Raw genomic sequence first — 13,063 nt, 5'->3', positions numbered from 1 at the left:
ATCATGTACCCTGTTTTCCATCAAACGAATGCAGAATCCGTAAAAAAATCGGATACAGCAACCAGATGAAAACAGCGTTCGAAACACCGTGCAACAAATCAAAAAAACCGCCTGTCAAAAGGAGTGTAAAAAACGCTTCCCGCGAAAAGTCCGTAAAGATCAAAAAACCCAAATTGCTGATCCATCCATAAAAAAAACCTGCCGCCAGTCCATAAGCCGTTAGAATCCACCGCGTCTGCATGCCCGGCAAAATACAGAAAAGACTGATGACCGTATAGGCAATAATTTGAAATAATACGAAAGGACCACTTCCTAAAAATAAACTCGTCAACACGACTACAAGCATCCCGACAATGGCGCCGGTGACCGGTCCTACACAGGCAGCGACCAAAAGAACCAGTGCCGTCGCCGGCTGGACGTTCGGAATGCTCGCAAAAATCAGCCGTCCGACAATCGCTGCCGCTGTGACCAGCGCAATGAACCGAAGCATCGCCTCTGACATCGGACGCTTTTCAAAAGATAAAACAACTACACTGATGATGAGGACTGCTGCTCCGATCAGTTCCATTCGTATAACCTGCTTTGCTCGATGAAGGTCGAAGTTGGACCGTCAAAAGCAATTTCCCCCTGAACCAGATAGACGACTCGGGTCGCATAAGAAATCAAATCAGGATCGTGCGTAGCGAATACAATCAATTGATCCGGATGATCGAGCATATTTTGAATGAACGCAGACCGTTGCCGATTGGTTAATCCGGCCGTCGGTTCATCAAAATAACAGGCTTCTTCCTTCCAGGAAAGCCGTTCCATCAATTGTTGTTTTTGTTCAGAAAACGTAGCGTTCGGCTTGTCGAGGACAGGTGCAAGCGCCGGATGTGCCGGAACATAACATTTTTCTCCGGTCCGGCTAACCTTTCCGTACAGCGGCCGTTCTACACCAAGTAACAGACGGAGCAATGTTGATTTTCCGCTTCCGTTGGCTCCGATCAGGGCCACCCGTTCCCCCAGATGAAAGGATAATCGTTCAATCGACAAGGCATACTTTTCCTGTAACGGATAGCGGTGCCGGATGCGCCATATCTCATCGATGACCTTTCCTTTGCCCGGTTCTATTCCTTCCAGCTTTTCAAGGGGCTGCTGTTGAATGACGGAATAGGTGATCTGGCAGGAAAAACGGCGTTCGATTTCCTCGAACAACAGCATCAGCCGGGTTTTGCGGACTTGATCTAAAAATAAAAACGGCTCTGCCAAGAAGATTTTTTCCGGTAAGCCGGACAAGGTATACCCGAGCGAGACCAGTTGCTGTTCCCCCGAGGATAATTCACTTGTCTCCCGGTCAAAGAAAGCTTCTAAGCCGAGTAACGTTGCCAGTTCTCCAGCAACGAACAGACTGGTTGTCGCCAACATATCGCGGACACGGCCATGCAGCAGGCGATCCGGTTGAATCACTTCTGTCCCGGCCGCACGAGCCAGTTGTTCCAGCCACTTACGTGACCCTGTTTCGTCGGTAATAATGGTAGGCATCGCGTATCCCTCCTTTCGAGAACATCAACAGTCCGGGTAACACTAAAGCGGCTACTACTGCTACAGGAGACCAGAAGGCAAGATAGATTCCTGTAATTAAAAGCCCGGTCATCCAATCAGAACGCGTCAAACGCCGTAACGAACTGGGAACCGCTTCGACGGGCAACAGGTGGTACAGTGCCACCCGTTCCATCTTTTCCGCCAGCGGTTGTTTGGCATGGCTCATTTTCACTTCCGGCCACGTCCGGAGCAATGAAGGTAAGATTGCCAAGACCATTCCCGTCAAACGGGTCAGGCGCGGTAAAACCCGGAATAACGGTCCCATTTGATCAAGGCGGACCAGGGTGAAGGTCAGTTGACTGGATGTTACGAACAATGCCACCGTCAGACCGGTCAACCAAATTCCGTATGGATCAACGGAAGCACCGACAAGCAAAGGAACATACATCATTCCGATATAAATCAAGGGTAAGGTTAAATAACGCAGGACATTCCATTGCCGAATCCACGTAAAGAACAGTAGATGTCCGCTCAAGACAATCAGAATGCTGACATGCGTCTGCAAAAAAAACGGGACCGATAACATCGCCACTAAAAAAAGAGCGACATTCAGTGGATGAAGTCGCTCCCGTTCCGCCTTACTGAAAATAAGCCATTGCATCTTTTTCAAATCGCCATTCCAGACGGTCGCCGTCTTTTAATTGATACGCCCCTGCCCCGACTTGTGCCGGTTTGTCATTGACGCCGAACACCCAGCCGCTGCTTGCTCCGGCTGATTTTTCACGGATGCCGTCAACGGCCGTCACGTATGCCATCTCACCCTTACCGGTTTTGACGACTGGAAGATCCGTTTCTTCTAACGCATCAAGTGCCGTCTCTGATTTCTTGAGACACATGTCTTTTTCATATAATGTCTTATCACTTGCATGATTGACGACCGATACTTCTACCAAACGTTCACACTTCTTTGATTCAGCAGCTTGATCTGTCGGTTGTTCCGCACATCCTGCCAGGAGGAGGACTCCCCCGATTAATATCCATTTTTTCATCGTACGACTCCTTTTCGTCTTGAGGTCTCAAAACTGTAATTGTATAAAAGTATGGTTTTCTCCCGTAACGATTGACCGTCAGAACGCAAGTACGTCAATCGAATCGCGTTGGCTAACACATCGTCTCCCGTGTTGACATACGGAATCAGTTCGCCTTGATCGTTAATCAAGAGAACTGTCGCATCCTGTAAGCTGAACGTTTCATACAACCCGTCCAAATCCATCTCGACATAAGGAGTCTTCGATTCATGAAGAATCTGTTTGATGGATAACGTCTTCAATGTCTGAAACGAGGTTGAAGCATCAATTAATTTTTGATAATAAACCTCAAGCGAACGCGTCAGGACTTCTTCCCGGGGACGATACGTTAATGTGCCCGTCACTTCCTGATACGACACTTCGTACCGGATGAACCGTTTCGGACTTTTCGCAATCAACTCAAATGTCGCATTCCGCAAGTTACCTCCCTGATCAAATAACAACTGACTTTGTTCAAGTCGCAAAGAGTCATCTCCGATCCGCCGATCAATGTGCGTCATCAGCGTATCAAACGATTCATTCGTAATCGTGACCTGTCCCATTTGTTGCGTTTCTTCCCGCAGCGTAAACGTATCAAACGGTCCCATGATGAGCTGAAGCAGAAAAAAGAGGAATCCGAATAAGGCCATATATCGTTTGTACCGTGAATTTTTTTTCGGATGCAGGACAATCAGGAACAAAATAATGCCAAGCGGCAATTGGATATCGTAAACAGGAAACGACACTGATCCTAAGCAAGCATAAAAAACAAACTTCAGGTAAAGATATTGTTCCTTTTCGGTCCGTTTTTCTAAAAAGAAACCGAGCAGGATACTTGCTAACAGAAACAATGACCATTGGATAAGAAAGTCCATGTTGGTTACCCCTTAATCACGACAGATTGATGATCCGTCATGAGGTATGACTCTTCAAATACTTCCCGCGCCTCCGCTTCCAACCGTTGTTCCTGATCGACATATCGCGCCGAAATATGCGTCAACAACAGTTTCTTCACCCCTGCTTTCAAAGCGATTTCAGCCGCTTGTCTAGCTGTTGAATGACCAAATCGTCCTGCATGATCCTGTTCCGAATCGGCAAATGTCGCTTCGTGGACAAGAACATCGACTTTTTCCGCCAACCGAAGGCTTCCTTCACATGGTACCGTATCTCCTAACACCGCCAACTTGATGCCCGGCTTCGGTTCTCCGAGAAAATCCGTTGACTGATATTCCGTTCCCTCGAAAACAAACGTTTCCTCCTGTTTGATTTGTCGATAGAGCGGTCCTGAAGGGACACCCAGTTGTTTCAGCGCTTCAACGTGCAGAGCTCCTTTTTCTTCCTGACCTTCAATCCGGTAACCGTAGGCTAAAAAGCGATGTTCCAACGCTTCAACGTGAATGTGAAATCCTTCCTGCTCATAGGTCTGACCGGCTTCGACTTCAATGACATCAAGCGGATAACGTAAGTACGTACCGGTGATACGCAAAGTTGCCTCGAGCCATTCCTTGATTCCTTTTGGACCGAAAATCGTTAATAACGTCGTTCCTTCGAGTGCAGCCCGCGTACTGATGAAGCCGGGAAGACCGAAAATATGATCTCCATGCAGATGTGTAATAAAAATCGTACTGACTTTGCGCGGTTTAATCGGACTGTGCAACATTTGGTGTTGTGTCGCTTCTCCACAGTCAAACAACCAGGTCATTTTCGGATGTAAGAGCGCAATCGCAGACACATTCCGTTGTTTGGACGGCATTCCTGCACCGGTCCCTAAAAAATAAAATTCCATCTTTTTCCCCTTTTCGTAAAATTAGCATTTTTAATACATAAAATACACCTTTCTCGGTCCGAAGCATGCTAAAATGGGCCTATACTGATTCGAAAGGTGGGTTTTCCATGACCAAAATCGAACGGACTTATGCACGTGTCGTACAAGCTGCTCGTTTATTGAACGAGAACTATCGGCAACAGTACGGAAAATCGATTCAACTTCAAGAAATCGCAACGACTTTACTCTGTACCGAGGAACTCATTCTGGAGTCGATGGAATTTTTCGAACGTCCTCAATTAACTTAATCGTAAACGAACAAAGAGTGTACCGCAATGTCGCGGTACACTCTTTTTAGTCTGTCATCATTTATTTGTGATGTAATCGACTAACGTCACGCACAATTCTGCTGTTTTCACGAGCTCTTCAATCGGCATTTTTTCATTCGTTGTATGAATGTCTTCATAGCCGACAGCCAGGTTGACGGTCGGAATACCGAAACCGGCAATCACGTTTGCATCTGATCCCCCGCCAGAGTGCAAGAGACGTGGTGTCCGACCGAGTTGTGTAATCGCTGCTTTCGCAACCTCGACAACTTGATCACCGTCTTCAAATTTGAAACCAGGATACATGACTTTAACTTCGACTTCGGCACGTCCGCCAAATTCAGCGGCAACCTCTTCAAACGCCGCTTTCATTTTCGCTGTTTGAGCTTCCATTTTAGGCGCAACGAGCGAACGGGCCTCGGCAAAGATTTCCACGTAATCACATACGATGTTGGTCGATGGACCACCACCGCTGAAGCGTCCGATATTTGCTGTCGTTTCTTCATCGATGCGGCCGAGCGGCATTTTGGCAATCGCTTTTGCTGCAATCGTGATGGCCGAAATTCCTTTTTCAGGTGCCACACCGGCATGAGCGGTTTTACCGTAAATTTTGGCATTTACTTTCGCTTGGGTTGGTGCAGCCGTAATGATGTCTCCGACTTTACCGTCCGAGTCCAAAGCAAAACCGTAATCCGCATCAATCTTCGAAGGATCGAGAACCATAGCGCCGACTAAGCCTGATTCTTCCCCTACCGTAATGACGAATTGAATTTTCCCGTGCGGCTGGTTCGTTTCGTTTAAGACATGGACCAGTTCGATCAACGAAGCAAGCCCCGTTTTATCATCTGCCCCAAGAATCGTCGTTCCGTCCGTCTTCACGTAACCGTCCTCGATGATTGGTTTGATTCCCTGTCCCGGGAAAACCGTATCCATATGGGAAGTGAAATAAATTTTATCGACGCCGTCTTTTGTTGCCGGAAGCGTGATGATTAAGTTGTTCCCTTTATGCTCGGTTTTCGATGAAGCGTCATCTTCGAATACGTCACACCCCAGTGCCGTAAACGTCTCTTTCAAATGGGCACAAATTTGTGCCTCTTCTTTTGATTCCGAATCAATCTGGACCAGTTCTAAAAAGGTGTCGAGCACACGTTGCTCATTAACCATGTTGCATTCCTCCTCATTTTTTCAGTTCATCTAGCGCTTTTTTAGTATACCATCTATAGGCAGATTTGCACTTCGCAAGCGTTGTTTGTACAATGGCTATAATCAATGGAAGTATGAAAGGAGCGGTCTTGCTATGGCAAAACCATCAAAACAACAACGAATCATTAAGTGGACGACGATTACGATTTTGACAATTTTCCTGCTGGGCACCTTTGCCTCGACGATGTTCTACCTCTTCTGATTGACGAATCGTTGCTTTAATTGCAAATATTGCTCTGCTTCCTGCAACATATGCAGTAAAGCGGACCGGACTTCAAACTCATCCCGTGTCCTCGGGAGCGGTGACTCGCGAAACTCTTCGAGCAGTCGTTCGAGTTCCGCTAAAAATAACGTTGCGTCGGCATCGGGTCGGACATTGTCACCAATTGTCCGGAACAGGCCGGCGACTTTTTTTCCTTCTTCTACGACGAGGACAAGATCATCGACGTTGCGGACGATTCCGTTTAATAATTCAAACTGTTGTTCACGCATTCGGAAATACAGGTAGTCTTCATCATCATTCCGTCGACCGATGGCATTGCCCATCCGTTTCAGCGAAGCATCCTTTCCTTCCTTCAACAGCCGTTCCGTCTCGTGCAGTGTCAACGAATGCCGATTGATCCATCCCGTTTCAATCGCGGCTGCGACTTCAAAGAACAAGGCGGCAATCCGTTGATCGATCTGCAGCCGCCGCTCGGCAATCGTCCGGTCGAGACTCGGCATATACATGTTCATGAGTAGTCCGACACCGACACCGATCAGCAGCAAATAAATTTCGTTTAAAAAGATGGCCAGATTCAATTGCTGTGCGACGTAAAGATGGGTGAGAATGACGACACTCGTGATAAAACCGTCCTGCAGGCGGAGGCGTTGCGTCAACGGAAGAAATAGAATGAAATAAAGTGCAATGGCAATCGGACGGTAGCCGATGACTTCGAAGATGACAAAACCAAGTCCAATCGCGAGAATGGACGCCATGATCCGTTCATACGACGACCGAAATGATTTTTTTCTTGTCGCTTGAATACTCAAAATAGCGATGATGGCTGCAAAGACGTAGTAATCCAGCTGCATCTTTTCCGCAATCCACATCGCCAGTGCCGCTGCGACAGCGGTTTTTAACGTTCGATATCCGATAAACACAGACTTCCCTCCATTCTTTGTTAGGTTACCTATTCTTTACCTAGGTTGTCGATTGATTTTTTTGAAGGACGTGATTTTTTGACTAAACGTACAATTCGCCCCGCCCGCCCGGTCCGTCGAACGGGTTCTTTCAAGGGGCTTGTCTTCTTTTTCTTACTCGGTTGCGGATTGTTCCTGCTGTTACGGGAGAAACCGCAAACCATTCTTCCTCCGGCTTCTCCTTATGTTGCGGAATTATATCGGGACGGGAAAGTCATCCGGGAAGAAGAATTCGATTCTGCCGAAAAAGCGAAGGCCTTTATCGACGGACGCCGCGGGGCCGTCAAACGGACGGCGGATGAACGTTATATCTATTTGACCGGCAGCGGGATCGGCATCGTCAAGCCGAATCAGACGCTGAACATCTACACCGACCGCGCTCTAAAAAAACGACATACGTATATCGCCCCCGGCAGCCGTCTTTCCCTGCTTGCGTACACAGATTCCGTCAGCCGGGTTGAAATTGCCGGTCTGACCGGTTACGTTGCTTCCGATCGGCTGACTCTTTACCCGCTTGAACAATCCAGTAACCGGTCCTATTATGAAAAGCAAGGCGATCGTCTGTTGCATTACATCGTCGCCGATGCCGGACTCGGCGGTTTGATCACAGCCGGGGAAGCACCAGCGTCGTTAGATGACCGAACGATGCAGTACGTTGAATCGAAAACACTAACGCAGGATTTACGGAAACCGACCGCTTTGACAGCGAAACAACTCGATGCCTACATTAAAAAAAATGCTCCCGACAGTCCGTTGATCGGGAAAGGAAAGACCTTTAAGCAAGTTGAACGCACCTATCGCATCAATGCGGCTTATCTGCTTGCCCATGCGATTCACGAGTCCGATTACGGACGGTCGGACATCGCAAAAGACAAGTTCAATCTGTTTGGCGTCAATGCAACGGATATTGCTCCCGGTCAAAATGCGACGGCCTATGATTCGTTTGAAGACTCCATCCGGAAAACAGGCCGCTTCATTGCCCGCGACTATCTTTCGAAAGACGGGAAATACTACCGCGGTCCGTTTCTTGGAAACAAGGCACGTGGAATGAATGTTTTTTACGCATCCGATCCGTATTGGAGCGAAAAAATCGCCGGCATACTCTTGAAAATGAACGCCGTCTAAAACGGACTTATGGTACACTAATGGGCGAGACATCAATCATTTAGGAGTGAATACACATGGAAAAAGTTTTAGTATTTGGTCATAAAAATCCGGACACGGATACGATTGCATCGGCGATCGCCTATGCCGAATTAAAAAAAGAGCTCGGTGTTCATGCTGAAGCCGTTCGTCTTGGTGAAGTCAACGGGGAAACACAATTTGCCCTCGACTACTTTAAAGTCGCTCGTCCCCGCCTCGTAACGGAAGTATCAAAAGAAGCACAACACGTCATTCTTGTTGACCACAATGAACGTCAACAAAGCGCGGATGATATCGATGCTGTCAAAGTGACGGAAGTCATCGACCATCACCGGATTGCCAACTTCGAGACATCTGATCCGGTTTATTACCGTGCGGAACCAGTCGGTTGCACGACGACGATCCTAAACAAAATGTACAAAGAACACGGTGTTGCGATCAAACCGGAAATTGCCGGTTTGATGTTGTCAGCCATCGTTTCCGATTCCTTGTTGTTTAAGTCGCCGACATGCACGGAGCAAGACGTGTTAGCCGCACGTGAACTGGCGACGATTGCCGGTGTCGACGCCAACGTTTATGGTCTCGACATGTTAAAAGCGGGTGCTGATCTATCGAAGAAAACCGTCGATGAGCTGATCTCACTTGATGCAAAAGAATTCTCAATGGGACCATTCAAAGTCGAGATTGCCCAAGCAAACACGGTCGACACGGCAGAAGTCTTGCTTCGTCAGGCAGAACTCGAAACGCGGATCGAAGCCTTGATTGCCGAAAAAGATTTGGATTTGTACATGTTACTCGTCACGGATATCCTGACGAACAATTCGGTGGCGCTCGTCCTCGGACCTGAAGCATCGCTTGTCGAACGGGCCTTCGGACTTGAAGCGACGAACCATCTCCTTTATCTCGAAGGTGTCGTTTCGCGGAAAAAACAAGTTGTTCCTGTGTTGACAAATACGGCAGTAGCCGTCGAATAATTTCTGTTCAAAAGAAGGAGTTTACTCCTTCTTTTTTGAATACTTATATTGAATGGCAATTCATTCATTTTATAAGGGGGTTTTGGAAATGGCAAAAACAGTACTTGTCACAGGTGGTACGAGCGGAATGGGGAAAGCGATGGCAATCGCTTTAAAAGAAGCCGGGTGGAATGTCGTCGTGACCGGTCGGAATGCCGAACGGTTGCAGCAAACCGATCAGGATTTACAAGCGATTGACGGACAACACAGTGTCATACAAATGGATGTCCGGGATCCGGATGCCTGTATCGCTGCCGTCAATCAAACCCGGCAACAGTTTGGACAGCTGGAAGCCCTGATCAACAATGCCGCCGGTAACTTCATCTGTCCGACGGACGAACTCTCACCGAACGGATGGAAAACGGTAATTGATATCGTCTTGAACGGGACATTCAACTGTTCCCATGCCCTCGTCAAAGGCTGGCAGGAAGACAACGTATCGGGCGGACAAATCTTGAATATCGTTGCCTCATACGCGTGGCAGGCAGGTGCCGGTGTCGCACCGAGTGCTGCGGCAAAAGCTGGTGTCCTGAACCTGACACGAACACTTGCTGTCGAATGGGGATACAAATACGGAGCCCGCATCAATGCAATCAGTCCGGGACCGATTGAACGGACCGGCGGCGCCGATAAACTTGCCATGTCACCGGAACATGCGGAACGGATTCGCCGCAACGTCCCGCTCGGCCGATTCGGCACACCGGAAGAAATCGCCGGACTAGCGACCTGGATGTTGTCCGATCAAGCGAGTTATTTAAATGGGGAATGTATTGCCCTCGACGGCGGGCATTGGTTAAATAAACAACCGTTTTGATCATACAATACGCCTCTCGCCTTTTCAGCGAAAGGCGTTTTTCCTTGTTTGCGGATTACCTTTTCTGCTTTTTTAACTAGCTATGTTTATCAATCATTTTTTTAGGAAAATAGTAATACAGATAGGGAAAGAGCTAAGGAGGATGTTTACATGGGAATCGCTTTTATGTGGGGGGCCATCGCTGGAGGAGCCGTCGTCATCGGAGCTTTGATTGGTTTGTTTCTCCCTCTTAAACAACGGTTGATCGGATACGTGATGTCGTTTGGAACAGGGATTTTAATCGGGGCGGCAACGTTTGAGTTATTGGATGAAGCCCTAAATAAATCCACGACGAAGATTGTCGGCATCTCCTTCATCGTGGGGGCACTCGTGTTCACTGCTTTTGATATGTTTGTTTCCTCACGTGGGGCCAGTAAACGAAAACGCTCATCCGGCGGAAACGAAGGGACAGGAACTGCCATCTTTTTCGGAACGATTCTTGATGCGATTCCGGAATCGATCATGATTGGTGCCAGTTTATTATCGGGAAATGTCAGCGCCGCGCTTGTCGCAGCCATTTTCGTCAGTAACATCCCGGAAGGTTTGTCGAGCACGACCGGCTTACAAAAAGACGGTTTCTCGAAGAAAAAAATCCTGGTCATGTGGGGAGTCGTCTGGTTGATTTCCGCGCTCGCCTCCCTTGCCGGGTATTCGATTTTATCAGAATTGCCGGATATGCAGTTTGCGATGATTGGTGCTTTTGCCAGTGGCGGTATCATTGCCATGCTCGCTTCAACAATGATGCCGGAAGCGCATGAGGAAGGCGGAGCCATCGTTGGTCTGTTCGCTTCCCTCGGTCTGATTACAGCTGTCATCTTAAGTTAACGAACAGGGATCCGCTCTATCAGGAGCAGATCCCTGTTTTTATCAGTACTGACCGTTCCATTCCTGCTTGAACCGTTCGACGAATTCCAGCATATACTGATGACGATCTTCAGCAATGATCTTCGCTGTCTTCGTATTCATCAAATCTTTTAAGCGGAATAATTTTTCATCGAAATGATGTAAGGCACTTGTCGTCCCTGTCCGATCACCCGGCTCGCGGGGAACGAGTCCCGGCACATACATCGGTTCCTTAAAGTGTCCTGCAAATTGAAATGTCCGGGCAATCCCAATCGCACCGATCGCGTCCAAGCGGTCCGCGTCCTGGACAATCTTCCCTTCCAGTGTCTTCATCGTCGGACGGTTGCCTCCTTTAAACGATAAGCTGTTGATGATGTCGAGGATATGCAGGCGGTCCTGTTCCGGGACGCGTGGTCGCAAATACTGATCGACGCTGTCACTCGTTCCGCCGAGTTTACTGTCTGCTACATCGTGCAGGAGTGCAGCGAGTTCAATGATGTGTGCGTCGCCTCCCTCAGCTGCTGAAATCCGTAATGCCATCTTCCGGACACGTTCGATGTGGGCAAAGTCATGTCCGGAAAAATCAGCGGCATGAAACGCTTGGACAAACCGTTCCGTTTCTTCGTTCCCCATAATCTACCTCCCCTGTCTTAAAAAAAGCGCCGACTCGTTGAATCGAGTCAGCGCTTTTCGTCATAACACTTTTTCCAAGAATTTTTTGGCGCGATCGGTTTTCGGATGATCAAACAGTTCAACCGGACTGCCTTCTTCCATCAGAATCCCTTCATCGAGGAACAGGACGCGATCTGCAACTTCTTTTGCAAAGCCCATCTCGTGCGTAACGATGACCATTGTCATTCCGCTTTCCGCGAGTTGTTTCATGACGTCAAGCACTTCATTGACCATTTCCGGGTCAAGGGCTGATGTCGGTTCGTCAAACAGCATGACGTTCGGTTCCATCGCGAGCGCTCGGGCAATCGCGACCCGTTGTTTTTGACCGCCCGACAGCTGGTTCGGGAAGTTGTCCCGTTTTTCGGCCAAACCGACGCGTTCGAGCAGGACTTCCGCCCGTTTGACAGCTGCATCTTTCGAGAGACCAAGCACGTTAATCGGTGCATAAATCAAGTTATCGAGGACCGATTTATGCGGGAACAGATTAAACTGTTGGAACACCATGCCGATGTTTTGACGGGCCTTCGCGATATTGGCTTTCGGTTTCGTCAGTTCAAACCCATCGACGTTAATCGTGCCGCTTGTCGGCTGTTCCAACAAATTGATGCATCGTAAGAACGTTGATTTCCCGGATCCCGACGGACCGATGACGGCAACGACTTCTCCCCGCCCGACCGTCGTCGTAATGCCTTTTAAGACTTCTAATTTTCCGAACTGCTTATACAGATCAGTCACTTGAATCATAGGTTCCATCTGATTACCCACTCTTTCTCATAGCTTTTTCGACTTGTTGACCAATCAAGGACAATCCCATGACAAGTACGAAGTAAATGAATCCCGCAAACAACAGCGGCTCAAAATACAAGGCCTTTTCTCCTCCGACGACCTGCGCCCGGCGCATGACGTCAAGTACGCTGACCGTTGAGACCAATGCCGATTCTTTTGTTAATGTGATCAATTCATTCATGAGTGCCGGCAGGATGTTTTTGAACGCTTGCGGCAAGATGATTGATCGTAACTGTTTCATGTAAGGAATACCAAGGGCGTCTGCTGCTTCCCATTGTCCGCGGTCAACGGCTTGAATCCCGGCCCGGATGATTTCAGAGATATAGGCACCGGAGTTCAGAGAAAAGGCAATGACCGCCGATTGATAACCGGTCGTCACGTACCCTGTCAACTGCGGTAACCCAAAGTGAATGATCGCCAGTTGTAAAATGAGCGGCGTTCCGCGGAAAACTGCCGTATAGGCATGACCAATGAACCGAACGAATCCATTTTTCGTAATCTTCAGCGCTGCGACGACGATCCCGATTAACATACCGGCAATCGCGGCGACGATGACGACTTGAAATAGAACTGGAATTCCTTGCAGAATATATGGGATTGAATCTTGAATCTTTGTAAAGTCTATCATAACCAATCTCCTAACGTCGCACAAAAGGGATGAGGTTACCCCCACCCCTATGCACTAC

General features: G+C 48.2%; 16 protein-coding genes. 5 read left to right on the top strand and 11 right to left on the bottom strand.

The features are described 5' to 3' along the window. Window position 1: 1 nt before the first annotated feature. Genes ABIC15_RS05870 through rnz form a run of 6 tightly spaced genes read right to left on the bottom strand, consistent with a single transcriptional unit; the run spans window position 2 to window position 4,377 of the window. Entirely contained in the window at window positions 2-568 is a 567-nt protein-coding gene (locus tag ABIC15_RS05870) for an ECF transporter S component (protein WP_354020006.1), read from the bottom strand. Then, window positions 559-1,524: an ATP-binding cassette domain-containing protein gene (locus ABIC15_RS05865; protein WP_354020004.1), complete on the bottom strand. Its 966-nt coding sequence runs from the start codon at window positions 1,522-1,524 to the stop codon at window positions 559-561. The genes ABIC15_RS05870 and ABIC15_RS05865 overlap by 10 nt, the downstream gene beginning before the upstream one ends. Next, window positions 1,487-2,185 (bottom strand): hypothetical protein, encoded by a 699-nt coding sequence (locus ABIC15_RS05860; protein ID WP_354020003.1) that lies wholly within the window; start codon window positions 2,183-2,185, stop codon window positions 1,487-1,489. The genes ABIC15_RS05865 and ABIC15_RS05860 overlap by 38 nt, the downstream gene beginning before the upstream one ends. After that, window positions 2,163-2,573 carry a DUF4430 domain-containing protein gene (locus ABIC15_RS05855; RefSeq protein ID WP_318929503.1) on the bottom strand — a complete coding sequence of 137 codons (411 nt, stop codon included), beginning with the start codon at window positions 2,571-2,573 and terminating at the stop codon, window positions 2,163-2,165. The genes ABIC15_RS05860 and ABIC15_RS05855 overlap by 23 nt, the downstream gene beginning before the upstream one ends. Next, window positions 2,570-3,466, bottom strand: coding sequence for a hypothetical protein (locus ABIC15_RS05850; RefSeq protein ID WP_354020001.1), 897 nt, complete (start codon window positions 3,464-3,466; stop codon window positions 2,570-2,572). The genes ABIC15_RS05855 and ABIC15_RS05850 overlap by 4 nt, the downstream gene beginning before the upstream one ends. A 5-nt stretch (window positions 3,467-3,471) precedes the next feature. After that, complete coding sequence (gene rnz / locus ABIC15_RS05845) at window positions 3,472-4,377, bottom strand: ribonuclease Z (RefSeq protein ID WP_354019999.1); 906 nt, start codon at window positions 4,375-4,377, stop codon at window positions 3,472-3,474. Between the two features lie 107 nt (window positions 4,378-4,484). Here rnz and ABIC15_RS05840 point away from each other — a divergent pair, with 107 nt between their 5' ends. Beyond that, on the top strand, window positions 4,485-4,664 hold the full coding sequence (locus ABIC15_RS05840) for a hypothetical protein (protein WP_012369854.1): 180 nt from the start codon (window positions 4,485-4,487) through the stop codon (window positions 4,662-4,664). Between the two features lie 57 nt (window positions 4,665-4,721). Here ABIC15_RS05840 and ABIC15_RS05835 read toward each other — a convergent pair whose 3' ends face one another. Continuing rightward, entirely contained in the window at window positions 4,722-5,846 is a 1,125-nt protein-coding gene (locus tag ABIC15_RS05835; RefSeq protein WP_012369853.1) for a M20/M25/M40 family metallo-hydrolase, read from the bottom strand. 228 nt (window positions 5,847-6,074) lie between these two features. Next, window positions 6,075-7,028: an aromatic acid exporter family protein gene (locus ABIC15_RS05830; protein ID WP_354019997.1), complete on the bottom strand. Its 954-nt coding sequence runs from the start codon at window positions 7,026-7,028 to the stop codon at window positions 6,075-6,077. Between the two features lie 78 nt (window positions 7,029-7,106). On the opposite strand from ABIC15_RS05830, the gene ABIC15_RS05825 reads away from it, so the two are divergent. The 4 genes from ABIC15_RS05825 to ABIC15_RS05810 all read left to right on the top strand — a co-directional run bounded on the left by ABIC15_RS05825 (window position 7,107) and on the right by ABIC15_RS05810 (window position 10,901). Next, window positions 7,107-8,192 (top strand): N-acetylglucosaminidase, encoded by a 1,086-nt coding sequence (locus tag ABIC15_RS05825; protein ID WP_214766053.1) that lies wholly within the window; start codon window positions 7,107-7,109, stop codon window positions 8,190-8,192. Window positions 8,193-8,248: 56 nt separating this feature from the next. Next, window positions 8,249-9,184, top strand: coding sequence for a manganese-dependent inorganic pyrophosphatase (locus ABIC15_RS05820; protein WP_354019996.1), 936 nt, complete (start codon window positions 8,249-8,251; stop codon window positions 9,182-9,184). 88 nt (window positions 9,185-9,272) lie between these two features. Further along, a complete protein-coding gene (gene fadH / locus ABIC15_RS05815; protein ID WP_354019994.1) occupies window positions 9,273-10,037 on the top strand; it encodes a 2,4-dienoyl-CoA reductase in 765 nt (254 codons plus the stop codon). Window positions 10,038-10,187: 150 nt separating this feature from the next. Further along, window positions 10,188-10,901 (top strand): ZIP family metal transporter, encoded by a 714-nt coding sequence (locus tag ABIC15_RS05810; protein ID WP_012369847.1) that lies wholly within the window; start codon window positions 10,188-10,190, stop codon window positions 10,899-10,901. Between the two features lie 42 nt (window positions 10,902-10,943). Here the strand turns inward: ABIC15_RS05810 and ABIC15_RS05805 are convergent, their stop codons facing one another. Genes ABIC15_RS05805 through ABIC15_RS05795 form a run of 3 tightly spaced genes read right to left on the bottom strand, consistent with a single transcriptional unit; the run spans window position 10,944 to window position 13,005 of the window. Further along, complete coding sequence (locus ABIC15_RS05805) at window positions 10,944-11,552, bottom strand: HD domain-containing protein (RefSeq protein WP_354019992.1); 609 nt, start codon at window positions 11,550-11,552, stop codon at window positions 10,944-10,946. Window positions 11,553-11,612: 60 nt separating this feature from the next. After that, window positions 11,613-12,335 (bottom strand): amino acid ABC transporter ATP-binding protein, encoded by a 723-nt coding sequence (locus ABIC15_RS05800; protein WP_041261856.1) that lies wholly within the window; start codon window positions 12,333-12,335, stop codon window positions 11,613-11,615. 13 nt (window positions 12,336-12,348) lie between these two features. Next, window positions 12,349-13,005 carry an amino acid ABC transporter permease gene (locus ABIC15_RS05795; RefSeq protein WP_114596312.1) on the bottom strand — a complete coding sequence of 219 codons (657 nt, stop codon included), beginning with the start codon at window positions 13,003-13,005 and terminating at the stop codon, window positions 12,349-12,351. Between the last annotated feature and the right edge of the window lie 58 nt (window positions 13,006-13,063).

Source organism: Exiguobacterium sp. PvP048 (genome assembly GCF_040549175.1).
In the GTDB taxonomy this organism is placed as follows: Bacteria; Bacillota; Bacilli; order Exiguobacteriales; family Exiguobacteriaceae; genus Exiguobacterium_A; species Exiguobacterium_A artemiae.
Note: the sequence above shows the minus strand (reverse complement) of the source record. Positions and strands in the feature narration are given on the sequence as shown.

Excerpts from the sequence above, each read along its gene's own strand:
- fadH (WP_354019994.1), top strand. The coding sequence starts at position 9,273 with ATGGCAAAAACAGTACTTGTCACAGGTGGTACGAGCGGAATGGGGAAA.
- ABIC15_RS05820 (WP_354019996.1), top strand. The coding sequence starts at position 8,249 with ATGGAAAAAGTTTTAGTATTTGGTCATAAAAATCCGGACACGGATACG.
- ABIC15_RS05855 (WP_318929503.1), bottom strand. The coding sequence starts at position 2,573 with ATGAAAAAATGGATATTAATCGGGGGAGTCCTCCTCCTGGCAGGATGT.
- ABIC15_RS05865 (WP_354020004.1), bottom strand. The coding sequence starts at position 1,524 with ATGCCTACCATTATTACCGACGAAACAGGGTCACGTAAGTGGCTGGAA.
- ABIC15_RS05850 (WP_354020001.1), bottom strand. The coding sequence starts at position 3,466 with ATGGACTTTCTTATCCAATGGTCATTGTTTCTGTTAGCAAGTATCCTG.
- ABIC15_RS05800 (WP_041261856.1), bottom strand. The coding sequence starts at position 12,335 with ATGATTCAAGTGACTGATCTGTATAAGCAGTTCGGAAAATTAGAAGTC.
- ABIC15_RS05870 (WP_354020006.1), bottom strand. The coding sequence starts at position 568 with ATGGAACTGATCGGAGCAGCAGTCCTCATCATCAGTGTAGTTGTTTTA.
- rnz (WP_354019999.1), bottom strand. The coding sequence starts at position 4,377 with ATGGAATTTTATTTTTTAGGGACCGGTGCAGGAATGCCGTCCAAACAA.
- ABIC15_RS05805 (WP_354019992.1), bottom strand. The coding sequence starts at position 11,552 with ATGGGGAACGAAGAAACGGAACGGTTTGTCCAAGCGTTTCATGCCGCT.
- ABIC15_RS05810 (WP_012369847.1), top strand. The coding sequence starts at position 10,188 with ATGGGAATCGCTTTTATGTGGGGGGCCATCGCTGGAGGAGCCGTCGTC.
- ABIC15_RS05840 (WP_012369854.1), top strand. The coding sequence starts at position 4,485 with ATGACCAAAATCGAACGGACTTATGCACGTGTCGTACAAGCTGCTCGT.
- ABIC15_RS05860 (WP_354020003.1), bottom strand. The coding sequence starts at position 2,185 with ATGCAATGGCTTATTTTCAGTAAGGCGGAACGGGAGCGACTTCATCCA.
- ABIC15_RS05795 (WP_114596312.1), bottom strand. The coding sequence starts at position 13,005 with ATGATAGACTTTACAAAGATTCAAGATTCAATCCCATATATTCTGCAA.
- ABIC15_RS05835 (WP_012369853.1), bottom strand. The coding sequence starts at position 5,846 with ATGGTTAATGAGCAACGTGTGCTCGACACCTTTTTAGAACTGGTCCAG.